The sequence below is a fragment of the Metabacillus sp. YM-086 genome, from assembly GCF_048059995.1.
GTDB lineage: Bacteria > Bacillota > Bacilli > Bacillales > Bacillaceae > Metabacillus > Metabacillus litoralis_B.
Genome location: NZ_JBLUOI010000005.1, coordinates 1 through 25176 on the forward strand (window position 1 = coordinate 1; position 25176 = coordinate 25176).

Here is a 25176-nt window from a genome sequence, read left to right on the forward strand (position 1 = left end):
AGTTATTTGTTTTTCATGATTGCTGCTCCAGAGGGCGCAAACAATACCCACTTAGAAGCATTGTCAAAACTCTCAAGTATATTAATGAAGCAAGAAGTAAGAGATCAGTTACTACAAGCAAAAACAGAGGATGAAGTGTTGGCGATTATCGACCAATATGATGTTCAAGAAGATGAGAATGAAGCTGTGTCAACTGAAGGGAAAACAGGTAAAATATTAGCTGTTACTGCATGTCCAACAGGTATTGCTCATACGTATATGGCAGCAGATGCATTAAAAGAAAAAGCAAAAGAGTTGAACTTATCGTTAAAAGTAGAAACGAATGGTTCCGGTGGAGCTAAAAATGTTTTAACTCCTGCAGAAATTGAAGAAGCCACGGCAATTATCGTAGCTGCAGATAAACAAGTAGAAATGGAACGTTTTAAAGGTAAGCATGTGATCATTGTTCCAGTTGCTGATGGTATTCGTAAAACAAAAGAATTATTAGATCGTGCTGTGAATCAAGATGCTCCAATTTATCAAGGAAGTGGAGAGTCGAAAAAAGAAGATAGCAGTGGTGAAAGAACTGGATTTTATAAGCACTTAATGAACGGTGTATCTAATATGTTACCGTTTGTTGTAGGTGGCGGTATCTTAATTGCCTTATCATTCATGTTTGGAATTCATGCATCAGATCCTAATGACCCTTCACATAACGCCTTTGCTGAAGCATTGAGCACAATTGGTGGCGGAAATGCATTTGGATTAATGATTCCTGTATTAGCTGGATTCATTGCATTAAGTATTGCAGACCGTCCAGGTTTAGCACCAGGTATGGTTGGTGGATTTATGGCTGCTCAAGGTGGCGCAGGCTTCTTGGGTGGATTAATTGCTGGTTTCTTAGCAGGTTATATTGTTGTACTTTTAAAGAAACTTTTATCTGGTATGCCAGCTTCTTTAGAAGGTATTAAGCCCGTTCTGTTATATCCGGTTTTAAGTATATTCACTGTTGGAATGATCATGTTCTTTGTAGTAAATAAACCTGTAAGTGCATTAAATGGTGTGATTAGTGACTTCTTAGGCAACTTAGGTACAGGAAACTTAATACTTCTAGGCTTACTGTTAGGCGGTATGATGGCAGTAGATATGGGTGGTCCAATCAATAAAGCTGCTTTCACATTTGGTATTGCAATGATTGATGCTGGAAACTTTGCTCCGCATGCTGCAGTTATGGCAGGTGGTATGGTTCCTCCACTAGGAATTGCATTAGCTACTACTTTATTCAAAAATAAATTTACAAAACGTGAACGTGAAGCAGGTATTACTTGTTATATTATGGGTGCTTCATTTATTACAGAAGGTGCTATTCCTTTTGCAGCAGCCGATCCAGGTCGTGTTATTCCTTCCATTATCACTGGTTCTGCAGTAGCTGGAGCTTTAGCAATGTTCTTCGGAAATGGATTACGTGCTCCACACGGCGGTGCATTTGTTATTCCTTTAGTTGAAGGTAACCCAGTTTTATATCTACTAGCTATAGTAATTGGTGCAGTAGTTACTGCATTAATGCTTGGGATTTTAAAGAAGCGTGTTACTGAATAAAAGAATGTAATTAATAAAGCTGACTGATTTTTAGTTTACTAGAAATCAGTCAGCTTTTTTTATAAGCGAGTTAATTTCATAATTATGACACTTAAATCAAAAAACGAACATTTTTCTTCATCTTGAACATGTTAGTGAATAATACGCGGATAAAAACATTATTAAATGTGAAATTCATACGTTTTTTGGTAACAAATGATACATTATGAAATTGATTCAAGTAAAGTGATTAAAAGTGAAAAAAGTTGGGTAAATAAAAGTAGTAGAGAAAAAGCTAGAATTGAAAGGTGGAATAAACTTGTCAAAACCATTATTTACATCAACAGTAAAAGCAGTCGGTGGACGAGATGGCAGAGTTGAGTCATCTGATGGCAATATCAATTTACAATTAGCAATGCCAGGTTCACCTAGAGCCAAGGAAATCCCTGAAGCAACAAATCCTGAGCAATTATTTGCGGCTGGTTATTCTGCATGCTTTGACGGTGCGTTACAATTAATGGCAAAAAAAGAAAACGTGAGCTTTGAGTCTGAAGTTACGGCAAATGTTAGTCTCCTAAAGGACGAGTCTGATGATGGTTTTAAACTTGGTGTTACGTTACAAGTAAAAGGGACAGGTATTGAAAAGGACAAGCTTCAAGAATTGGTTAAGAAAGCACATGGATTTTGTCCATATTCAAAAGCAACAAGAGGAAATATTGAAGTGGAACTAGAGGTAGAATAAGAAGTTACCTTTAATAGTAAAAATTTCATCAACTAAATAAACAAAATATTATTTCTAATCCCCGGTGAATTTTCCATTCACTCGGGGATTAATTGTTTTTATAGAAATTGTATATTTATTGGCAAAATATCCATATAAAAAGGTATAATGATAAAAGAGCAATGTAATTTAGGAGGATCTTCATGTCACAAACAGAAACAGAAACAACGAAGTCAAAGATGTGGGAATGGACAAAGGCCATTGTGCTAGCGGTTGGACTAGCTATGATTATTCGTATTTTTTTATTTGAACCATATCTTGTAGAAGGATCTTCAATGGATCCAACACTACATGATGGGGATCGTCTTTTTGTTAATAAAACGTTAAAATTTATTGGTGAGATCGATAAAGGTGATATTGTTATTATTGATGGCAAAGAAGAAAACATTCGCTATGTAAAACGTGTAATAGGTGTCCCTGGAGATAAGGTCAGTGCGCAAGATGGAAAAGTGTATGTAAACGGAACGGTTATAGAGGAACCATATCTTGATAGTAATGAAAAGGAAGCAGAGAGTATAGGAATTGACTTAACGGATGATTTTGAAGAGATAGAGGTACCGAACGGTAACTATTTTGTTATGGGAGATAACCGACTAAATAGTATGGATAGTCGAAACGGTCTAGGTTTAATTGAAAAAGATCGTATTTTGGGTAAATCTGAATTTATCTTTTTCCCATTTGATCATTTGAGTAAAACAGAATAGTTGATACAACGAAGACGACAAAGTATTATTTGTCGTCTTTTTAATGTTATCTTCCATATCTTTGTAACATTTCATACTTTTAAGCGACTACATATATAAGTCAAACACAACAAAGGAAGTGTTAAAAGATGAAAAAGTGGAGGTTTCTTTTATGTTCATTCTTTCTCGTTATACTTTTTACTGGTTGTAGTAACAATTCAAGTGAGAGTGCAACTGAGAATACGACGAGTCAATCCGCTGATCAAGCTGTTCCGGAACTGGAAAAGAAAGAACAATCAGAATCAGGCTCAGTAGAAAATACGGTTGAAAAGGAAAAAAAGGAAGATAGCATTGATAGTGATAGGATGGTTATTTATACAGCTGACCTGTCTATAAAAGTATTGAATTTTGATGAAACAGTGAAATTTGTTCAAGAGAAAATAGAAACTTTACATGGATATGTTGTACAGTCTCATTCCTACTCTGTGGATGGTGGAGAAACGGTTGAGGGTTCAATAACAGTGAGAATACCCCAGGAATCTTTTCATTTATTTTTGGAGAGTGTTGAAAAGGGGAGTACAAAGATTTTAGATCGTTCAATATCAGGTCAAGATGTAACAGAAGAATTTGTTGATCTTGAATCACGTTTAAAATCTAAACAAGTTGTTGAAAAAAGATTGCTTGAATTTATGGAGAATGCTGAAAAAACAGAGGATTTATTGAAAATTTCAAGCGACTTAGCAGCTATTCAAGAAGAAATTGAGACAGTAAAGGGAAGAATGAATTACTTAGATAATCAAGTAAGTTTAGCTACTGTAACCCTTCAAGTTAGAGAAGATAAAGTAAATGTTCCAGGACTTGATAATGAGGGTTTGAATACTTGGGAGCGGACAAAGAAGCAGTTCATGGAAAGTGTGAATGTTGTTTTAAAATCAATGTCTAGTATTTTTATTTTCTTAGTTGGAAGTTTACCGATTTTAATTCTTATAGGTGGAATTCTTTTTATTACGCTTTTCATTTTTAAAAGAAAAAGAAAGCATAATCAAGGAAAACCACCAACTAATTTAGGTGAATAAATGAAATGCTTTTATGTAGCCAAGACCGTTAAAATAAGCATCGTAATAAAGACAGAACCTATTACTAGTAGTACACTAACTAAAATAGGCATTTTTTTATCCTCAAGGTGATAACGGGGAAGAATTCTCTTTAGTGAGAGCGAAATAATGATGTAAATGAATATAACCCCGATAATAAACGTAACACCACTAGACTCAAAACCTAGAAAGGCAAAATAAATTCCTGAAAAAAAGATTAGTAAGCAGTATTCAATTAGAGTGTGTAATTTCATGATAGTGATAGTCTCCCTTAAACTTTTAGATAGCTTATTTTAACATAAATTGAATATGAGTTTAAGAAAGACAAGGACGAAAAATTGAACTTATGGAAGAAAAGAAGCAGCCAGGAAAGCTGCTTCTTTTTTGGGATAATGCTATGCTGCAATATTTATGTCATCATCAAGTTGTAAATTATTTTCTCTTGCCTTAATAGCGACCTTATAAAAGAGTCCAATAATTAAAACAGTGACGATGCTAGCGCCGATATATGAGGTTGTTAATGATAATCCGAAGCCAATTGCTGCATTCAAAATATACGTGGTTGTGGCCATTGTCATGAAAATCCCTGGAATCATAGCAATCCAATAGTTTTTCTTAGCGATGAACAAATACATTGAAGCTACCCATAATGCAATTACTGCTGTTGATTGGTTTGCCCAAGAAAAATAACGCCATAATAGTGTAAAATCAATTTTAGTTAGCGCAAATGAGATAATGAACAATGGAATCGCAATCCAAAGGCGACTCATAATTTTAGATTGAGAAATGTTTAAATAGTCTGCAATGATCATACGTGCACTTCTAAATGCAGTATCTCCAGAAGTAATCGGTAGTACAATGACACCTAGAACAGCTAACGTTCCACCAATTGCTCCTAACATGGCAGTAGAAGCTTCACTTACAACTGCAGCTGGACCACCATTAGCTAAAATATCAGCTAATCCATTATAGCCGTCAAATAAACTCATAGCTGCAGCTGCCCAGATCATCGCAATAATACCTTCAGCAATCATCATTCCATAGAAAATAAAGCGACCTTGAGATTCATTTTGTGTTGTACGTGAAATGATCGGTGTTTGTGTTGCATGAAATCCAGATAAGGCTCCACAAGAGATCGTTAAAAATAATAGTGGGAAGATCGGTGCTTTATCAGGATGCATATTAGCAAACGTTAATTCAGGAATGGGTGCACCGGTAATGACTAATGAGACACCTACACCAATTGCACTTATTAAAAGTAAAGCCCCGAAAATTGGATATAAACGACCAATAACCTTATCGATTGGTAATAGTGTTGCTAAAATATAATAGATAAAGATAGCACCTATAATCACTCCAAATGATACCCAGTCAGGAGTAATACCTGCTAATAAATCGGCTGGTGCTGTTACAAATACAGTTCCCACTAAAAGTAATAATAAAATAGCAAAAGCATTTACAACATGTTTCATTGCTTTACCTAAAAATTTCCCTGCAAGCTCTGGTAAGTGTGCTCCACGATTACGAATTGAAATCATTCCTGTCAAATAATCATGAACAGCACCAGCGAAAATACATCCGATGACAATCCAAATGAATGCGGCTGGACCATATAATGCTCCCATAATAGGTCCGAAGATTGGTCCTACTCCAGCAATATTTAATAATTGAATAAGAGAATTACGTTTCTTGCCCATAGGGAGGTAATCAACGTCATCTCTACGAGTGATAGCTGGTGTTTTTCTTGCTTCTTTCACACCAAAGACTTTTTCTACAAAACGACCGTAAATAAAATATCCTAAGATTAATAGTACAATTCCAGCAATAAATGTATACATAAAAGGACCTCCATTAGAATGATGAATACGCTTACATGAATCTTAACAAAAAAACAACTCAAACGGAGTGTTTTGTGATTAAGATGTAAAATAGAGAGTGTAACATGTAGTAAAACGCTTTCAAGATGCAGGTGATAATAAATAGAATGTAAGATTTAAAGTTATATATTTAAAAACAATTCGTATTCATATATGATGTTAATATCTGTTAAAAAAGGAAACTCTAAATAATGGAGGAAAAGAAGTGGAAGCAATATTGCATGGAATATTATTAGCATTTGGGTTAATTCTTCCTTTAGGTGCACAAAATGTGTTTGTTTTTAACCAAGGAGCACTTCAACCTCGATTTGTGCGGGCTCTTCCAGTTATTGTTACAGCAGCACTTTGTGATACATTTTTAATTATTCTTGCAGTCCTAGGAGTATCTGTTATTGTTTTTTCATTTGAATGGTTAAAAATAACTATATTTTTGATAGGAATTATGTTTTTGCTTTATATGGGTTGGTCTGTTTGGAGGTCAGATGAACAGGCAGGTAAGGAGCACCAATCCTCCTCATTATCTCCAAAAAAACAAGTTATGTTTGCGATGAGTGTTTCTTTATTAAATCCACATGCAATCTTAGATACAATTGGTGTCATTGGGACGAGTTCACTTGCTTATAATGAAGGAGACAAGGTGTTATTTACACTAGCTTGTATTATTGTTTCGTGGATTTGGTTTGTTGGTCTCGCGCTGACAGGAAGAAGTATAAAGAAAATTGATCAAAATGGAAAACACTTGAGAAAGATAAATAAAGTTTCTGCTCTTATTATTTGGGCAGTAGCTGTTTATTTAATCTTTCAATTAATAAGTTAAAGGAGATTTGTTGATGAGGCAAAGTTTTATCAAAATTGAAGAAGGTAAAAATACGCATAAGAGGTATATTGGTTCTCTATTTGTTATTTTAGCTTTTATGCTTATTTTAGGAACAGTTGCATATACAGTAGCACTTATATTAGGGGAGCTTGTTCAACCTGGTTTGATAGATTTTGAGACGGGTTTGGTAACAGACCCTTTAGTTGATCTTTACCTACTACACTTGCAAAGCATTTTTTTGATTCTTGGTCTACTTATTGCAGTTAAAGCGATCTTAAAAAGAAGGTTTATCTCATTAATAACACCGTATAAAAACCTTAATTGGGGAAAAGTATTTTATGGTTATGTAGTTTTATTTATATTATTAGTTGTGTTTACACTAATCGATTATGCCTTTTTCCCAAATGATTATTATTTAAATGATTTTGATGCTAACAGGTTTATGTGGTTATTGGTTGCGGTAATTTTTCTGGTTCCGATTCAAACAACTTCTGAAGAACTTCTGTTCAGAGGGTTCCTTCTTCAGTGGGGAGCAAAATTTACGACAAATCCGATATTGCTTGCTATTATAGTTGGCGGGATTTTTGGTAGTCTTCACTTTTTTAACCCAGAAATGGAGTATGGAGCCTTTTGGGTAGCGCTAGATTATTTAGCAATGGGTTTTATTTGGACGTATATTTCAATAAAAACAAACAGTTCAGAGTTCTCTATTGGTGCACATGCAGCAAATAATATGTTTCTCTGCTTATTTTTAACAATGGACGATACTGTTTATGGTGACATACCTTCCGTGTTTGTAACAACGAATGTCAATGCAATGCTATCGACACTTACTACGATCATCACTGGTGTGTTATTTACAATCATTGTATTTCAGAAACAAAAGAAAGAGATGAAATAGAGACTTTAATCATGTATAGAGCGTGCTATTTAGCGCGCTCTTTTTTTATAGTATCAGAAGGTATAAGTTTTTGTGGGTGATCGTATAAGGAAAACTAATTAGTGAACAAGTGTCGATTGTCGTTCCTTTAGAATATTTTCTATCAAGGTCAGGTGTATTGCAGCCCAGGATTTTTCTCGAAAATGTAGAATAACACTTATCACTAGTATTGTTAGATAGATGGAAATAAAAATAACAAAAGGCATACTGCCGTTCTTAAATAAAAATTCTTGAAGTTGCTTTGAAAAAAGAAAAAGTAGCCAAGGACCAGCAGATACAAATACAGGAATCATTCCTGTTCCATTTTTTTCTTTTAAAATTCGATAATACATTTTCTCTAATGTTGAGGTATCAATAGAAAGATAGAAATGTTTAATTTGTTCTATTTCTTTTAGTTCTTTTAATTTATGAAGCGGTTGTCCATTTTCGACTGTTTTTTTAAACTTTAAATAAAGTTTATGTGCATCCCCGCGTGTTGAAATCATATGATGATTACCTCCGTTCCCTAAATTAAGTCGTTAACAATTGTCATGAATTTTATACATCAAATTATCAACCTGGGTTATAAAATCAGAAAATTCCCAGCCCATATTTGATAGGACAAACGACCATTTTTCTATTAATGAATAAAGCTATAGGGATTAATGATCAGGGGGAGAGACAATGAATTATTCATATCAAAATGTACCAAAACAAAAAACACTTGCTTGGCACGAGACATTAGAGTTACATGAATTAGTAGCTTTTTCGTCAATTGGATTAATGAAATTAAAGAAGGGTCTTAATAAAATTAGTTGTCCTACTTTAAAATCAATTTATTCTCAGTCAATCCGTGAGTTAGAAACTAACATTAGAGAATTGTTACAATTTTATCCATTAGCTGCACGTGGAGAGGAAGATTCGAGAGACATGGATAAAGCTTTTTATGCTGGAGATTTACTAGCATTCTCAAAAGCGGCAGTTAGAAACTATGCTGTGGCAATAACCGAGACAGCTACTCCTGAATTGAGGAGTGTCCTAGCTAAACAATTACAATCAGCTATAAATATTCATGCAAGAATCTTTTATTACATGTATGAAAGAGGTTTTTATCCCGCATATAATTTACAAAAACTACTTAACAATGATATAAATCTCGCAAAAAAAGCTTTATCTATGTAGGAAGGGAAGGAAGCAACCAATATGGGGTGCTTCCTTCTGTTTATACATCTTTTGTCACCTGTTTTTCTGTATTCATTGATATCACTAGGAATTTCCATTATAATAGGCATGTCTGTAAAAATGTGTCTAGCTTTATTCATTACTGCTATTTTTCATTAATGGCATAATGATTACTAAAAAATAAAGATATAGGGATTACCCTTATTTGTGGAGGATGTTTCATGATTCAAGTAACGAATGTTAGCTTACGATTTGGAGATCGCAAGCTTTTTGAAGATGTTAATATTAAATTTACTCCGGGTAACTGCTACGGTTTAATCGGGGCAAATGGAGCCGGGAAATCAACATTTATTAAAATTTTATCAGGTGAGATTGAAGCCCAATCTGGTGATGTTAGCATGGCACCTGGTGAACGTTTAGCAGTACTAAAACAAAATCATTTTGAATATGAAGAGCATGAAGTTTTGAAAACTGTCATTATGGGTCATAAACGCCTTTATGAAGTAATGCAAGAAAAAGATGCTATCTACATGAAAGCTGACTTCACAGATGAAGATGGTATGAAGGCGGCTGAGTTAGAAGGTGAGTTCGCTGAGCTAAATGGTTGGGAAGCCGAAAGTGAAGCTGCAATCCTTTTAAAAGGACTTGGTATCTCAGAGGACCTTCATACAAAGAAGATGGCAGATTTAACAGGTGGAGATAAGGTTAAAGTACTCTTAGCTCAAGCGCTTTTTGGTGAGCCAGATGTTCTTCTTCTGGACGAGCCAACAAACCATCTTGATATCCATGCAATTCAATGGCTAGAGGAATTCCTAATCAACTTTGAGAATACCGTTATTGTAGTATCTCATGACCGTCATTTCTTAAACAAAGTTTGTACGCATATTGCTGATTTAGATTTCTCTAAAATTAAAATCTATGTTGGAAACTATGACTTTTGGTATGAGTCTAGTCAATTGGCACTTAAACTAGGGCAAGAAGCTAATAAGAAAAAAGAAGAAAAAATTAAAGAGCTTCAAAACTTTATTGCGAGATTTAGCGCTAATGCTTCGAAATCAAAACAAGCAACATCACGTAAAAAATTATTAGATAAGATTTCCTTAGACGACATACAACCATCTTCTCGTCGTTATCCTTATGTAAACTTTACACCTGAGCGTGAGATAGGGAACGATGTTTTGCGTGTTGAAGGATTATCAAAAACAATTGATGGTGTAAAAGTTTTAGATAATATTAGCTTTACTTTAAATAAGGAAGATAAAATTGCATTAGTTGGTCGAGATGAAATTGCGATTACAACTCTTTTCAAAATCTTAGCCGGGGAAATGGAACCTGATAGTGGCTCATTTAAATGGGGTGTAACAACTTCTCAGGCATATTTCCCAAAAGATAATGGCGAATATTTTAAAGGTGATGAGCCGAATTTAGTGGATTGGTTACGTCAATATTCTCCTAATGACCAAAGTGAAAGCTTTTTACGTGGCTTCTTAGGCCGTATGCTGTTCTCTGGTGAAGAAGTTTTGAAAAAGCCAAGTGTATTGTCTGGAGGAGAGAAAGTTCGTTGTATGTTATCAAAAATGATGCTTAGTGGAGCTAACGTGCTTTTACTAGATGAACCAACGAACCACTTAGATCTTGAATCAATTACGGCTTTAAATAATGGTCTAACAGCATACAAAGGCGCAATGATCTTTACTTCTCATGACCATCAGTTTGTTCAAACAATTGCGAATCGTATCATTGAAATAACTGCGAATGGCTTAGTTGATAAACAAATGACTTACGATGAATTTTTAGAAGATGATAATGTTCAAAAGCAAGTAAAGCAATTATATGCTTAATTAAAAATAGCTGGTATGAAAATTTCATACTAGCTATTTTTTTGTTCTAGTTAAGTTTACCTTTTTGTGAAAAATTTAATATTGAGGTTTAGATCTCTAACCGTTCACGTAGGGCTTTTACGTAATTACGACTAACTGAAAGTTGCTCAGAATAACCTTTCAGTTCAAGTTGATAAGCTCCGTTAAACCATGGAATTAATTTTGTTACATATTTTAAATTAACAAGATAACTTTTGTGTATTCTGAAAAAACTAAAGTCCTTTAGTCGTATTTCTAAATCTTTTAAAGGAGTTTTTGTTTCATATTTAAATACACTGCCAACAATTTTCGTTACCCGTTCATCACGATATAAATAGAGAATGTCGTCTGGGTGAATATAGACAATTCCCTCATCACTTTCCACAGCCAATTTTGATGGAAATTCTTCTTGCTGGGGGATTATATTTACTAAGCGGTCTTCCAATCTACCAATTGTTTCTTGCAATCTCTCTTCTTCAAAAGGCTTTAATACATAATCAATTGCATCATAACGAAAGGCGTCTACTGCAAATGAAGGGTAGGCTGTTGCAAAAACTAGGAGAGGTTGATGCTTTAATTCCTTCATTGCCATAGCTGTTTCCATTCCATTCATTTTAGGCATTTCAATATCTAAAAAAACAACATCTGGCTTTAGTTGCAAAGTTTTAACTAAGGCAGATTCGCCTGAGTCTGCCTCACCAACAACATGAATAATATCATGCTCTGAAAGTAAGTGTTTTAATTCATCCCTGCTATAGCGTTCGTCATCAACAATCAATATTTTGATTTGTCTCTTTTTCATTTTGTCCTCCTACTTTACCTTAAAAGACACGGCTGTACCTTGATTAAGTTTTGAAGAAATACGCAGTGTGCTTTCCTCTCCGAGCATGAGCAAAAGTCTTCGATTCACATTATATAACCCAAAGCCAGTGCCTTGTTTGGACTCAACAATACTTTTTACTAAAGAGTTTAATCGACTAAGCTCAATCCCCTTTCCGTTATCTTCAATTGTTACAAATATACTAGTACCCTTATGTCTAATAGAAATTTTTATTAAGCAATTCTTATCCAAATCTTTTATTCCATGTTTGATGGCGTTTTCAACAATAGGTTGTAAAGTTAGTGTAGGAACTCTTTGAGATAAAGCCTGATGATCTATATCGTATTCAACAGATAGTTTATCAACAAATCTTGCTTCCTCTATAGAGAGATAAGCTCTTACATGTGCAAGCTCCTCCTCAAGGGTAGTCCATTTTGTCGTTGTTCCTGTTAGATTTTTTCTGAAAAACTGTGATAAAGATAAAAGTAACTTCCTTGCTAAGTCAGGGTTTGTCCGAATTAATGAGACAATAATGTTTAATGAATTAAATAAAAAATGAGGGCTGATTTGTGCTTGAAGCGCTTTAATTTCTGCTTCGTTTGCTAATTGTTTTGCTTGTTCGGCTTCTGCAATTTCTAATTGGTTGCTGAGCAATGAACTTAACCCTCTAATTAATTCGATAACTAAATAAGAAATATCCTTTTCAGATTGAAAATAAAATTTTAATGTTCCAATTGTTTCGTCCCTTATTTTTAGAGGGGCAATAACAGCGGCGCCTAATGGACAGTTTTTTTCTTGACATTGAATATCTTCTTGCTTGGCAATTGTGAGCTTTCCATTTTCAAGAACTTGTTTTGTTAGGGTTGTTTGAATCTTTTGATTAGCTTTGTGATGATTATCAGCCATTCCAACATGAGCTAGAATTCTTTCTTGATTTGTTACAGAGATGGCCAAGGCATCTACCTCTTTTAAAATGATTCTACACACAACATCTGCGGTTTTTAACGTTAGCCCATTTCTTAAATAACTAAGAGTTTGCTCTGCTAATCTCAGTGCTTTTTGTGCTTGCAATGCCCCAATTTTTTCTTCTTCATTTAAGACGTTTCGTATGATGAGAAGAAAAATAGCTGATCCAACACCATTTGCAACAATCATTGGTAGACCAATTGCTTCTACAAGCTGTAACGCTTGATTGTATGGTCTTGAAATGAGGAGGATCACAAGCATCTGTATTGTCTCGGCCAAAGCTCCAACAAATAATGCAGTTGACAAATTTAGACGAGCTTTTTTTCTATAAAAAAATCCAGATAGAATTCCAGCAAGTATAGCAGATATTCCGCAAGATAAAGCAGTAAACCCGCCGAGAGAATATCGATGAATTCCAGCTAATAAACCAGCACCAATACCGACTTTATACCCACCCAGTAGTCCTGCAATAATAATACCAATAACTCTTGAATTGGCAATTGCTTCCTCGTTTCCTAGAGCATAGGCCCATCTGTCAAACTGTAAAGAGGTTGAATCAAACGTTATACCAGAATATGTACCAATTATACCAAAAGCACCAAAGAATAAAATTGCATAATATTGTTGTTTTCTACTAATTTCGTTTCGTTCAATCATATGTCTGAAGAAAGGCAACCTTGTCATAATAAGAGCAACGGTAACAATGATTCCTAATCTTTCGAGCATCGTCAAAAATAACACAAACATGTTTACACACCTCGCTATTATTTGTACATATTTTAGCACACTGATGATCGGAAGTAGAGTTTGTTAAAAGGGAAGAGTTTATAACATGACAAATTGTTATCGCTTACTTATACTTTAATAAGAAGATTCTATTAAAGCAAAATAAACATACAGGGGAGAGAATACAATGAAAGTTTTAGTAGTTGGTGCAGGTGCAGTAGGAGGTTATTTTGGAGGAAGACTTCATGAGAAAGGTGTAGATGTGACATTTTTAGTAAGAGAAGGCCGTCAAAAGCAAATAAAAGAGAAGGGCTTAAAAATAGAAAGCATTCATGGCAACTATACATTTCAACCGAAAACGGTTTTAACTACAGAATCTGATGTTGAGGTATATGATGTTATTATGATTGGTACGAAATCGTATCATTTTAATCAGGCTATACAAGACATTAAACCGTTTGTTGGAACTCAGACGACAATTATACCAATGTTAAATGGTATTAAACATCTTTATGAACTTCAAAATATATTTGCAAAAGAACAAATCATAGGTGGCCTTTGCTTTGTAGAATCTACTGTTAATGAAGAAGGTACCATCATCCAAACAAGCCCAAGTCATGATTTAGTGTATGGAGAACTTTCTGGAGAAGAAACCGAAAGAATTAAGAAAATAGAAGATGTGTTTTCACATACTAAAGCTTCAATTAAAAGAAGTAACACAATTTTACAGGATATGTGGCATAAATATATGTTTATCACTGGATTATCGGGTATTACCTCGTTGTTTCGATCAAGTATTGGACCAATTCTTAAAACAGAACATGGCTTAGAAGTAATTGAAGGATTATTTTTTGAAATTGGTTCTATTATGCGTAAAATGAATGCACCGATAGTAGATGGTATTGAAGAGGTTCAGGTAAATAGAGTAAAAGAAATGGATTATACGATGAAGTCATCTATGCAAAGAGATATGGAAAAAGGCTTTCAAGTTGAAGCTGATCATTTACAAGGCTATCTGCTTTCTGAGTCAGAAAAACACAAAGTGAATACTCCTTATCTGAAAATTGTCTATGCAAACCTTGAAACCTATGGAAAACAATAAGGATTTTGATAGAACAAAGGCAAGCTTACAAGATGTAATGCTTGCCTTCTCGAGTTAATTTGATACGATTTCTACTGTAGCGAGCTGTTGCTTTAGTTGTTTATGATCTAGATTTTCCCCGATAAAAACAAGAGTTTGTTTTCTTTTAATCTGTTCTTTCATGTATAACGGCATGCCATAGGAGTATTGAAAAAGAAAGGACTCAGTAGAATGAGTAAAGGTTATATAACCTTTAATTCGGTAAATAGTATCGGGCATCTCCCTTAGAAATTTTTCAAATTGATCTAAATCAATGGGATTTGTAAAGGTGTGAACATAGCTTCGTAAGTGTAGGTTCTTAGAAACATGTGATTGTTCATGGTGTTTTTTTTCACCTAATTGTTGTGGTTGAATGGCAGAGAGTGGTATCTTCGCATGCTCAGTCATGTATAATTTTCCGTTTGGATTTAACCCTTGAATACCTGCCACCAACTTTGCTTTTTCATTCTCGGATAGTGAGTCTGTTTTATTTAAAAGAACGATATCAGCATGTGTTACTTGTTCTATTAGTAATTTACGCAATTGAATGCTTAGCTTTTCTTGGTCCTGCCATCTTTTTGCATCTACTAAAGTGATAATGCCCTTAACATCCAGCTTTTCAGCAAAAAGGGGAGATAAACATGCATCAAGTACCTCAATTGGATGGGCAACCCCGGTAGTTTCTATATAGATTGCGTCCAGCTCATATTCATGAAGCATTTGATTTAGTTGAACCTCAAGCTGACCTTGAATTGTGCAACAAACACAACCGTTTAGCAACTCTTTTAAGGGTGTATCCTTAGAAACAGCATCAGAATCTATTGAAATTTCTCCTAGTTCATTCATAATAACAGCAATTTTTCTGTTTTTCTGATGTTCTTGGGTAAGAATGTTTTGAAGAAGTGTTGTTTTTCCCGCTCCTAGAAAACCGGCTAATATGTATACGTCAACCTTTTTCATACTAAACTCCTTATCGTGACTTCTTATTTATTTTCTTTATTAACTATTTGGGTGGTACGCTAAATTGGCTAATAAAATTGATACAAAATTTATCTTAACATATTTAAAAAGGTCTGACATTTTTGTCAGACCTTTTTGCTAATTGAAAGTTAGAAAGCCCAAGTTCCATTGCGGAAGATTGGTTCAGATGTTCCGTCTTCCTTAATACCATCGATGGCCATGTCAGCTGAACCAATCATGAAATCAACATGGGTAAGACTGGAGTTTACACCTACTTTTTCAAGCTCCTCACGAGACATTTTCTTTCCGCCCTCAACACAAAATGCATATCCGTTTCCAATTGCTAAATGGTTAGATGCGTTTTCATCAAAAAGTGTGTTATAGAAAAGAATACCTGACTGTGATATAGGAGAATCATGAGCAACTAAAGCAATTTCACCTAAGTAATGTGAACCTTCATCGGTTTCAACAAGTTGCTTTAAGACTGCTTCACCTTTTTCTGCTTTTACTGAAACAATTCTTCCATCTTCAAAAGTTAGTGAGAAGTTGTCGATTAAATTACCACTATAGCTTAGGGGCTTCGTGCTTTGAACAACACCATTTACGCCATTACGTAATGGAACGGTAAAAACTTCTTCTGTAGGCATATTAGCCATAAAGAAATTGCCTTTTTCGTTCTCACTACCAGCACCAACCCATGTATGAGTAGGGTGTAATTCAATCGTAAGATCTGTACCTTCTGCTTTGTAATGAAGCTTTTTGTATCTTTTATTATTTAAGTAGTCTACTTTTGTATGTAATGAATCATTATGCTGTTTCCATGCTTCAACTGGATCAGCTTGATCAATACGAGTTGTTCTAAAAATGGCTTCCCATAGTTTTTCAACTTGTTTATTTTCGGTTTCATTAGGGAACACCTTTGCGGCCCATTCCTTAGAAGGTGCTGCAATGACTGTCCAACTAGCTTTATCTGCTTGTAAATAATTTCGATATTTTGTCAGCGCCATTCCAGCAGCTTTTGTAGAAGCAGCAATTCGTTTTGGATCTATTCCACTTAAAAGATCAGGATCAGAAGAAATGATGGACATAAAAGCACCATCATGTTCAGCCAATGTTTCCAAGCCTTTCGCTTTCCATTCAGGATAATCACTTAATGCTTCTTCTGAAGCAAGTTCAAAACGAGTTCTCGTAATCACATCATCATGCCATTCAACATATACATTACGTGCTCCAGCTTCATAAGCTTTTTTAACAACAAGACGTACAAATTCTACAACTTCTGTAGATGCGTTAATCGTTAAGTTTTGATTTGGCTGAATATTTACCCCTACTCGAACTGCTAGTTCGGCATATTTTTCTAAGTTTTGTTTGAAATTACTCAAGAAAAAAACCTCCTTCATCCTAGGATGAATATGTAATGAAAAGAGCCTCTAATGAAGTTCCTCTTTTATTTTATCAAAACAAATAGAAGAATGAAAAGGTAAACAATTTGTTAAGCCAAATTACTTTCAGTTAACTCTTAAAATGACTACAATATGGATAACGAGGTGATAACGTGAATTATATAGATAAACAATTTATAAAAAATGAAGATCAAAAGCAATTGTTATTAAAAACAAGTAAGCTTGCAAAGGAATTTGAAACACGTGCAGACCGATATGATAAAGAAGGCTTATTTCCATTTGAAAATTTTGATCGTTTAAAAGAAGCTGGATATTTACATCTCACCATTCCGAAAAACTTGGGAGGGACAGGAGCAACTTTGTACGAATTTTTACTAGTACAAGAAAAAATAGCTCAAGGAGATGCAGCAACTGCATTATCGTTAGGATGGCATTTGGGATTAATGATGCATCTAAGAGAAACGGAAAAGTGGGGAGAAAATACTTATAATACAATATGTAAAGAAATTATTTCTTCAAAAAAGCTAATTAACAGTGCTGCAACAGAGCCAAACTCTGGAAGTCCAGCAAGAGGTGGTAAACCTGAAACAAATGCTATACAAAAAGACGGACGTTGGATTATTAATGGTAAAAAAATCTTTACTTCACTAGCTCCGGCACTTGATTACTTTATTGTACCTGCCACACTTGAAGAAACTGGAGAGATTGGTGACTTTCTAATTCCAAGAGAAGCAATTGGTGTGGAAATTGAGGAAACTTGGGATACATTAGGTATGCGTGGGACTAGAAGTGACGATCTTATATTAAATTCGGTTGAGGTCCCATTAGAAGCTTTAGTTGAAAGAAAACAGAAGAAAGAAAGACCTACTGCACAAGGCTGGCTTCTTCATATTCCAGCATGTTATATAGGCATTGCCATATCTGCAAGAAATAAAGCAATAGAATTTGCAAAAACATATCAACCAACAAGTTTAACTCATCCAATTAAAGATGTGCCTGAAGTACGAAGAAAGGTTGCTGAAATTGATGTGAAGTTAACCACGGCGCGAACACTCATGTATTCTACAGCTGAGAAATGGGATTCAGCAAGTAAGAATGAGCGTGATTCTTTAGCGTATGATTTGGCAGTTACAAAAACTGTCGTGACAAATACAGCTGTTGAAGTTGTTGATTTAGCTATGAGGGTAGTAGGGGGGCAAAGTCTCTTTAACTCTAATGCTTTGCAAAGGCATTACCGCGATGTTCGTGCAGGGCTACATAACCCACCTTCTGATGATATAACATTAAAAATATTAGGTGACCGTGCATTTAGAGAGTAATTATCTGATTTGGTCAAAAAAAGGCATTCAAGAAATGATTTTTCTTGAATGCTTATGTATTATTCCGAGTACATCTATACACCTGAGGCTATAGCCATTATATAAAGTAAAGCTCCTCCGAATATTAAAATGCCAGTAACATAGAGATTAATAATCGAACCAATTAATGCCTTTTTTGTTAGCATGGAAACGAAGGAATAAGCAAAACCAAAAAGTAAAACGATGACAAAGACAGGGATCGTATAAGTACCTAATAAACCGCTTAGAAGTAGTAGTAGAGCAAAAATCGGGAATACAAATGGAACGAATTGTCGTAATTTAGATTTGTCTTTATTTTTCATCTTTTTAAATAACCTCTCTTTCTAATTACTCGCCTTGAACTGAAACAATTTCGTTATTTTGGGATGGGCTACCAGGCATATTTGCCATAGAAACACTCATTCCTCCCATAATGATGACAGCTAATGTTAAACTAATAATGATACGTCTGCTCAGGTCCTTCACACATGTACCTCCCTTACAATTCAATAATTAGACGGATGGAGTTTGATTAAAGTTTCATGTAACTGCTAAAAATATACAAAGTTATTACTGTATTACTATTAAACCAAATATAATTTATTCAAGAATAAGAGAAATGATGCTGAAAAATATGTTAATTTTGTGTAAATATATAATTTTGATAAAAGGGTTTAATAGTGAATTTTTACATTTAAAGACAAAAAGGAAACCAAATTTGGTTTCCTTTGTGCATTATTTTGCTACTTTTACTAATCTATTAATAACTGCAAGTGATCTACCGGTGCCAATTGCTACCGACTCTAACGGATTTGGCGCAATATGAACAGGTACAATCATTTCATTACTTATCCATTCCTGTATCCCTTTCATTAGTGAACCACCACCTGTTAAAATAACGCCTCTGTCAACAATATCACCACTTAACTCAGGAGGACAGTCTTCAAGTGTAGCTCGAATTGCTTCTAAAATATGAAGTAATGATTCTTTCATTGCATCCTGCATTTCATATGACGAAACACTAATTGTTTTAGGTAAACCTGTTACGAGATCTCTACCTCGTATTTCCATTGATTCTTTTTCATGCTTTATTAGTGCGTATCCAATTTCCATTTTCATTTGTTCAGCTGTTCTCTCACCGATTAGAAGATTATAATTTTTTCTGACATATTGAATGATATCCTCATCTAGTTGATCTCCGCCAATCCTGATTGAGTGACATGTTACGATTCCACCGAACGAAATTATGGCTACTTCTGTTGTTCCCCCGCCAATATCTACTATGACATTTGCGATTGGTTCATCAACAGGAAGATCCGCTCCGATTGCTGCTGCTACAGGCTCCTCAATTAAATGAACTTGCTTTGCTCCAGAACTACGAATAGCATCTTGAATTGCTCTTCTTTCAACTGATGTAGCACCTGATGGAGTACAAACGACAACAGTTGGTTTTCTCATAGACATACCAAGCTTTCCTGACGCCTTTTTCATGACATGTCTTAACATGTCTGTTGTGATGTCATAATCTGCTATAACTCCATCCTTTAGAGGTCTTACTGCGATGATTTGTCCAGGTGTTTTTCCAATCATACTTTTTGCCTCTGTTCCAACTGCTAATACTTTTTTAGTAGTTGTGTCTATCGCTACTACAGAGGGCTCATTTAAGATAATCCCTTTATTTTTTGTGTAAACTAAAATATTTGCTGTTCCTAAATCTATTCCAATTTCGGTAGTAGAAAACATAAACATAAAAACCTCTTTCCTATTAACGTTATTTATAGAATTTGTTGAATATTGTTGGTTTTTGGGGGCTGTTATCAATATGAAAAGAGATCGTCATCTTTTTGTCATATAAGTGTTTAGATAATTTTTAAATATAATTTCTTTATTGAATAAAAGCTTTAAAGTGAAAATGAATAAATATAGGGTTGAAAATTTTGTGATTTGGATATGTGTTTGATGAGTGGACATTTTTTCTCGGTAGAAAATCTTACAAAAACCTTTATTTATAAGGATTTATTGCTCTCTATGTTGCGGGGGTAAAAATACCTATTTTTAATTTATGTATAGGGAAAATGGACTTGTTATAATTTTCAGAAAATAGAATTTTCGGACTATTTATTATATTTATATAAAGATTATAATAGTTATGTAGTTATAATAATTTTTAGTAGAAAAGTATTTTGAAGTTATGAAGTTCCATCTTGCAATGCTTTCTATTAAAAGAAGGGGGATTAAAGTGAGAAAGTTAAGAAGAGGAATTGAGGCTCGAAATAAGCAGTTGAAAAAGGTGCTAAAGGTGACTGCTAGTTCCGTCATTATGGGGGGACTATTGTTTGGTACATACTTGCCGGTAGCATCAAATGTACAAGCTGCTAGTCCAGTACTAGAGTCAGCACCAATTGATTACAATATTGTTCCTGAAGAGAGATTAGCACAAGCATTGAAAGATCAAGGGGTTATTTCTAAAAATGCTTCTGCTGCAGAAGTAAAGCAAAAGGTTAAAGAATATATTGAGAAAAAGGAAGGCGAAAAAGCAGGTAAGGTTTCTCATAAAACTTCTCATGAAGAAATGATGGATCAAAAAACGAAAGACTTCCTTACAAAACAAAAGGACAAGCTAGCAAAACAGCTAAATAAAGGCCATGGAAACTTCAAAAAGGGTAAACCAAATGGTGCGGTGAAGGTGGATGCTGCTAAACAAGCACCATATAACGGAGAAGTTCGCTCAGATAAAGTCTTGGTATTATTAACAGAATTTGAAGATTTCAAGCATAACAATGTTGTACAAGAAGATGGTTACATGTATGCAGATGACTTTAATAAAGAGCATTATGAAAAGTTAATGTTCGGTGATGAAGACTTTACCTTGTTTAATGGAGAGAAAGTTAAAACCTTTAAACAATATTATGAAGAGCAATCAGGTGGTAGTTACACAGTTGATGGAACAGTTTCAGAATGGTTAACCGTACCAGGTAATGCGGCAGACTATGGCGATGACAATCCTGAAGGTGGGCATGATAACCTTAATCCTAAAGGACCTAGAGACCTTGTAAAGGATGCCTTAAATGCAGCAGTAGCTTCTGGTATTGATTTAGCCCAATACGATGAATTTGATTTATATGATCTTGATGGTGATGGAAATCAAAATGAGCCAGATGGACTAGTAGATCACTTGATGATTATTCACGCAGGTACAGGTCAGGAAGCTGGTGGTGGTACTCTAGGTGATGATGCAATCTGGTCACATAGATGGACGTTAAATGGAGTGTATCCTGTTGCTGAAACACAGGCTGAAGTTGATTATTGGGGTGGTCAAATGGCTGCATACGACTACACAATTCAACCTGAAGATGGTGCAGTTGGTGTATTCGCACATGAATTTGGACACGATTTAGGTCTTCCAGATGAATATGACACTCAATATACTGGTCAAGGTGAGCCAGTTGCTTCTTGGTCCATTATGAGTGGAGGAAGCTGGAATGGAAACATTGCAGGAACAGCTCCGACAAGCTTCTCACCTCAAAACAAGGAATTCTTCCAAAATATAATGGGAGGAAACTGGGCAAATATTATGGAAGTTGATTATGCAGATATCACGAAGAACGGGATTGCAACTTTCCTAGATCAAAGTGTAACGAAATCAAATAACCCCGGTATAGTAAAAGTGAACTTACCAGCTAAAGATGTAGAAGGATTTTTACCAGCTGAGAATGGTGGAGAAAACTATTTCTACAGCCAAAAAGGTGATGATCTTCATACAGCATTAGAAACACCGCTATTTGATTTAACAAGAGCAACCTCAGCGGAATTTAGTGCATTACAATGGTTTGAAGTTGAATTTGATTATGATTATGTATATGTAAAGGCTGTAGTAGAGGATGGAACAGAAGTTACGCTAGATGTTATTGGTGATGACAATACTGCAGATGGTATGGAAACAACAAATGGTCTATGGGTTGAAAAAACGTATGACTTAAGCGATTTTGCTGGTAAAAAAGTAAAACTAGTATTTGAATATGTAACCGATGGCGGATTAGCTCCTAATGGGTTTGCCATTGATAATATTTCAGTAACAGCTGACGGTAATGAAATTTTTGCCGATAATGCTGAAGGTGAAGCAAAAGTTGCTTTAGATGGCTTTATCGTTTCAAATGGCTACTCTCAAGCGAAAAATCACTATTACTTAGAATGGAGAAACTATGCTGGCTCTGATAAAGCATTAGCATTCTCTCGCGGTGCTAAGTATAATACTGGTTTAGTTGTTTGGTATGCAGATGAAAGTTTTACTGATAACTGGGTTGGGGTACATCCAGGACAAGGATTCCTTGGAGTTGTTGATTCACATCCAGAGGCTGTGTTTGGCTTATTAAATGGCCAAAAAACGGTTACTCAAAGCACTCGCTACCAAGTTGCGGATGCAGCGTTCTCTTTAGATAAAACACCAGGATTCTTCGTTGATTCTCCTACTCGTGGAGCATACGAGTTCCTAAGCTTTAAAGGAAATACTAAGTTTGATGATTCAAAAACATATATCAATTCTGCGATTCCAGATGCAGGTCGAATTGTTCCTAACCATGGCTTGAAATTTGAGGTTATTGGTGAAGCGAAAGATAATTCTGCCGGTGCAGTTTGGATTCATAAGTAAAAAGAAAGTAGCTCCTTCCTTTCAATGAAAGGGAGGGGTTATTTTTTTTCCTAAATGGTTAAATTGTATTATGAGGTTTAATGAATCCTAGAATTTTAATTTTTCACTTTAGTAAAACTTCATAATAACCATTGAAAAATAAAATCTACTAAAAAAAGATAAAGCTTGGTCGTGTTATACTAATATAAACATAAGAAAAATAAAAGCAAAGGTGATTAAATGCTACAAAAAGCTGAAAAGTTGTTAAAAGATTATTTCGGTTATTCATCGTTTCGAAAAGGCCAAGTGGATATTATTCGCAATATACTAGAGGGACAGGACACGCTAGCCATTATGCCAACAGGTGGTGGAAAATCAATCTGTTATCAAGTGCCTGCTTTATTAATGGATGGTATTACTGTTGTCATATCGCCATTAATTTCTTTAATGAAAGATCAAGTAGATGCATTAACAAGTGTTGGAATACCATCAACTTATATAAATAGCAGTCTTTCGATTCCGGAAATAAATGAACGAATCGCAGAGCTAAGAGAGGGCTCTTATAAAATTGTTTATATTGCACCTGAGAGATTAGAAACAAATTCGTTTCGTGATCTCTTGTTAACGTTAAATATATCTATGGTAGCAGTAGATGAGGCACACTGTATTTCTCAATGGGGGCATGATTTTCGTCCTAGCTACAGATCTATTAATAAAATGATCATGGACCTTTCTGCTAAACCAATTGTTGTTGCCCTTACAGCAACAGCAACAAAAGAAGTAACAGCTGATATTTGTCATTTGTTAGATTTGTCAGAGGAAAATTCGTTTGTTACAGGTTTTTCCCGCGAAAATTTAACTTTTAATGTAGTTAAAGGTGAAAATAAGCGCGACTATATTAAAAAATATATAAAGGCAAATAAAAATGAGGCTGGAATTATTTATGCAGCTACTAGAAAAGAAGTGGATGAGTTATCTCAATTTCTTAAAAAAAGTGGCTTCAAGGCTGGGAAATATCATGCTGGTATGTCAGAACAAGAGCGAGCGCAACAGCAGGATCAATTTTTATATGACGAGTTTGATGTTATGGTTGCAACTAACGCTTTTGGTATGGGAATAAACAAATCCAATATTCGATATGTCATTCATCATAATTTACCTAAAAATATAGAGGCTTACTACCAGGAAGCAGGCCGTGCTGGGCGAGATGGAGAGCCTAGTGAATGTACGATTCTGTTTGCTGGACAAGATATACAGCTTCAAAAATTCTTAATAGAGCAAACATCTCTTAGTTATGAAAAGAAGGTTCATGAATATCAAAAATTACAGCAAATGGTAGATCTCTGTCATACAGAAAAATGCTTACAAACTTATATTGTTGAATATTTTGGTGAAGAGAATACTGAAGCAGATTGTGGCAATTGTATGAACTGTAAGGATACACGGGAAAAAATTGAGGTAACAAATGAAGCTTTAATGGTTTTTTCTTGTGTAAAAAGAATGAACGAAAAATTTGGGAAAACTCTTGTAGCACAAGTACTAAAGGGTTCTAATAATAAGCGAATTTCTCAAATGGGATTTCAAAAATTATCAACCTATGGGTTAATGAAGAACAAGACAGAAAAACAAATTGTAGAATTTATTGATTTTTTAATTGCTGAAGGTTATTTATCCTTAACAAATGCTCAATACCCTGTTATCGAACTTAGTAAAAAAGGGTTACTTGTATTAGTTGATAAAACGCCGGTATTTAAGAAGGAAAAGCTAGTGATTCAATCAATCGAAAGCGATGATGAACTATTTGAAGTTTTAAAGAATATAAGAAGAGAACTTGCTTCTGAGCATAGAGTACCGCCATATATTATTTTTTCTGATAGTAGTCTAAAAGACATGAGTAGTAAATGTCCGATTAATGAGTCTGAGTTTTTAGAAGTAAAAGGTGTTGCTCGAACAAAGCTTGAACGTTATGGACAACCATTTATTAGGGCAATTTGTGACTATATGAAAATCGAACAAGGGCCGTTTAATCAAACGGTGATACAAAAATCACATTCACAAAAATCAGTTGATAAGACGCCAAGTCATCTTCTTACCTATCAATTATATATGGATGGGTTAAAGATGAAGGAAATTAGTATACAACGAGGAATTACTGAAATCACTGTACAAAATCATATCATTCGGGCGGTGGAAGAAGGACAACCGATTGAATGGAGAAGCATATTTACCGAAGAACAAGAGAACTTAATCATCGATAAAATTAAGGAAATGAATACTGAATTGCTAAAGCCCTTAAAAGAAGTGTTACCTGCTAGCATTAATTATTTTCAAATAAAAGCAGCAATTTGTAAGATGAATCTAGAAGTGGTCAGTTCGTGAAAAAAGCTCACATCCTCGAGAATGATACTGAGGAATGTGAGCTTTTTCTATAAGAGTTTAATATTAATC

At 34.7% G+C, this 25176-nt stretch carries 22 protein-coding genes; 12 read left to right on the forward strand and 10 right to left on the reverse strand.

Annotated elements, in window-relative coordinates; translation table 11 throughout:
• From ACEWK1_RS03355 to ACEWK1_RS03370, 4 genes are all read left to right on the forward strand, one after another.
• On the forward strand, positions 1 to 1578 hold a 1578-nt coding region (locus ACEWK1_RS03355), incomplete at its 5' end, for a PTS fructose transporter subunit IIABC (RefSeq protein ID WP_416635736.1).
• A gap of 298 nt (positions 1579 to 1876) precedes the next feature.
• A complete protein-coding gene (locus tag ACEWK1_RS03360) occupies positions 1877 to 2299 on the forward strand; it encodes an organic hydroperoxide resistance protein (RefSeq protein WP_212134378.1) in 423 nt (140 codons plus the stop codon).
• Positions 2300 to 2481: 182 nt separating this feature from the next.
• The gene (gene lepB, locus ACEWK1_RS03365) at positions 2482 to 3042 is read left to right on the forward strand and encodes a signal peptidase I (protein ID WP_212134380.1); all 561 of its coding nucleotides are present in this window, start codon (positions 2482 to 2484) and stop codon (positions 3040 to 3042) included.
• 128 nt (positions 3043 to 3170) lie between these two features.
• The gene (locus ACEWK1_RS03370; protein WP_212134382.1) at positions 3171 to 4097 is read left to right on the forward strand and encodes a DUF4349 domain-containing protein; all 927 of its coding nucleotides are present in this window, start codon (positions 3171 to 3173) and stop codon (positions 4095 to 4097) included.
• Positions 4098 to 4108: 11 nt separating this feature from the next.
• On the opposite strand, the gene ACEWK1_RS03375 is transcribed toward ACEWK1_RS03370, so the two are convergent.
• Together ACEWK1_RS03375 and ACEWK1_RS03380 are read right to left on the reverse strand one after the other, a co-directional pair.
• Entirely contained in the window at positions 4109 to 4369 is a 261-nt protein-coding gene (locus ACEWK1_RS03375) for a hypothetical protein (RefSeq protein ID WP_121661244.1), read from the reverse strand.
• Positions 4370 to 4510: 141 nt separating this feature from the next.
• Positions 4511 to 5953, reverse strand: a complete 1443-nt coding sequence (locus tag ACEWK1_RS03380) for a carbon starvation protein A (protein WP_212134384.1) — start codon at positions 5951 to 5953, stop codon at positions 4511 to 4513.
• A gap of 244 nt (positions 5954 to 6197) precedes the next feature.
• Here ACEWK1_RS03380 and ACEWK1_RS03385 point away from each other — a divergent pair, with 244 nt between their 5' ends.
• Entirely contained in the window at positions 6198 to 6809 is a 612-nt protein-coding gene (locus tag ACEWK1_RS03385) for a LysE/ArgO family amino acid transporter (protein ID WP_121661246.1), read from the forward strand.
• 13 nt (positions 6810 to 6822) lie between these two features.
• A complete protein-coding gene (locus ACEWK1_RS03390; RefSeq protein WP_121661247.1) occupies positions 6823 to 7710 on the forward strand; it encodes a CPBP family intramembrane glutamic endopeptidase in 888 nt (295 codons plus the stop codon).
• 98 nt (positions 7711 to 7808) lie between these two features.
• On the opposite strand, the gene ACEWK1_RS03395 is transcribed toward ACEWK1_RS03390, so the two are convergent.
• Positions 7809 to 8234, reverse strand: coding sequence for a hypothetical protein (locus tag ACEWK1_RS03395; RefSeq protein ID WP_212134386.1), 426 nt, complete (start codon positions 8232 to 8234; stop codon positions 7809 to 7811).
• A 178-nt stretch (positions 8235 to 8412) separates the two neighbouring features.
• Here ACEWK1_RS03395 and ACEWK1_RS03400 point away from each other — a divergent pair, with 178 nt between their 5' ends.
• Entirely contained in the window at positions 8413 to 8910 is a 498-nt protein-coding gene (locus ACEWK1_RS03400) for a spore coat protein (protein WP_121661249.1), read from the forward strand.
• Between the two features lie 221 nt (positions 8911 to 9131).
• A complete protein-coding gene (locus ACEWK1_RS03405; RefSeq protein ID WP_098798064.1) occupies positions 9132 to 10751 on the forward strand; it encodes an ABC-F family ATP-binding cassette domain-containing protein in 1620 nt (539 codons plus the stop codon).
• 88 nt (positions 10752 to 10839) lie between these two features.
• Here ACEWK1_RS03405 and ACEWK1_RS03410 read toward each other — a convergent pair whose 3' ends face one another.
• Both ACEWK1_RS03410 and ACEWK1_RS03415 read right to left on the reverse strand, forming a co-directional pair.
• On the reverse strand, positions 10840 to 11571 hold the full coding sequence (locus tag ACEWK1_RS03410) for a LytR/AlgR family response regulator transcription factor (RefSeq protein WP_121661250.1): 732 nt from the start codon (positions 11569 to 11571) through the stop codon (positions 10840 to 10842).
• A 9-nt stretch (positions 11572 to 11580) separates the two neighbouring features.
• Positions 11581 to 13302 (reverse strand): sensor histidine kinase, encoded by a 1722-nt coding sequence (locus ACEWK1_RS03415; RefSeq protein ID WP_212134388.1) that lies wholly within the window; start codon positions 13300 to 13302, stop codon positions 11581 to 11583.
• A 166-nt stretch (positions 13303 to 13468) separates the two neighbouring features.
• Between ACEWK1_RS03415 and ACEWK1_RS03420 the strand changes: the two genes are divergently transcribed.
• Positions 13469 to 14383 carry a ketopantoate reductase family protein gene (locus ACEWK1_RS03420; RefSeq protein ID WP_212134390.1) on the forward strand — a complete coding sequence of 305 codons (915 nt, stop codon included), beginning with the start codon at positions 13469 to 13471 and terminating at the stop codon, positions 14381 to 14383.
• A gap of 54 nt (positions 14384 to 14437) precedes the next feature.
• Here the strand turns inward: ACEWK1_RS03420 and ACEWK1_RS03425 are convergent, their stop codons facing one another.
• Entirely contained in the window at positions 14438 to 15361 is a 924-nt protein-coding gene (locus ACEWK1_RS03425; protein WP_212134392.1) for a CobW family GTP-binding protein, read from the reverse strand.
• A 149-nt stretch (positions 15362 to 15510) separates the two neighbouring features.
• Positions 15511 to 16743 (reverse strand): aminopeptidase, encoded by a 1233-nt coding sequence (locus ACEWK1_RS03430; protein WP_212134394.1) that lies wholly within the window; start codon positions 16741 to 16743, stop codon positions 15511 to 15513.
• A gap of 173 nt (positions 16744 to 16916) precedes the next feature.
• Here ACEWK1_RS03430 and ACEWK1_RS03435 point away from each other — a divergent pair, with 173 nt between their 5' ends.
• Positions 16917 to 18083, forward strand: coding sequence for an acyl-CoA dehydrogenase family protein (locus tag ACEWK1_RS03435; protein ID WP_212134396.1), 1167 nt, complete (start codon positions 16917 to 16919; stop codon positions 18081 to 18083).
• Between the two features lie 74 nt (positions 18084 to 18157).
• On the opposite strand, the gene ACEWK1_RS03440 is transcribed toward ACEWK1_RS03435, so the two are convergent.
• The 3 genes from ACEWK1_RS03440 to mreBH form a co-directional block, all read right to left on the reverse strand.
• Positions 18158 to 18424, reverse strand: coding sequence for a hypothetical protein (locus tag ACEWK1_RS03440; protein ID WP_121661256.1), 267 nt, complete (start codon positions 18422 to 18424; stop codon positions 18158 to 18160).
• Between the two features lie 25 nt (positions 18425 to 18449).
• Positions 18450 to 18587 (reverse strand): protein YkpC, encoded by a 138-nt coding sequence (locus ACEWK1_RS03445; RefSeq protein ID WP_162987284.1) that lies wholly within the window; start codon positions 18585 to 18587, stop codon positions 18450 to 18452.
• Positions 18588 to 18836: 249 nt separating this feature from the next.
• A complete protein-coding gene (gene mreBH, locus ACEWK1_RS03450; protein WP_121664925.1) occupies positions 18837 to 19844 on the reverse strand; it encodes a rod-share determining protein MreBH in 1008 nt (335 codons plus the stop codon).
• Between the two features lie 577 nt (positions 19845 to 20421).
• On the opposite strand from mreBH, the gene ACEWK1_RS03455 reads away from it, so the two are divergent.
• Positions 20422 to 22749: an immune inhibitor A domain-containing protein gene (locus tag ACEWK1_RS03455; RefSeq protein ID WP_180320431.1), complete on the forward strand. Its 2328-nt coding sequence runs from the start codon at positions 20422 to 20424 to the stop codon at positions 22747 to 22749.
• A 219-nt stretch (positions 22750 to 22968) separates the two neighbouring features.
• Positions 22969 to 25107 (forward strand): DNA helicase RecQ, encoded by a 2139-nt coding sequence (gene recQ, locus ACEWK1_RS03460; protein WP_416635737.1) that lies wholly within the window; start codon positions 22969 to 22971, stop codon positions 25105 to 25107.
• Positions 25108 to 25176 lie beyond the last annotated feature (69 nt).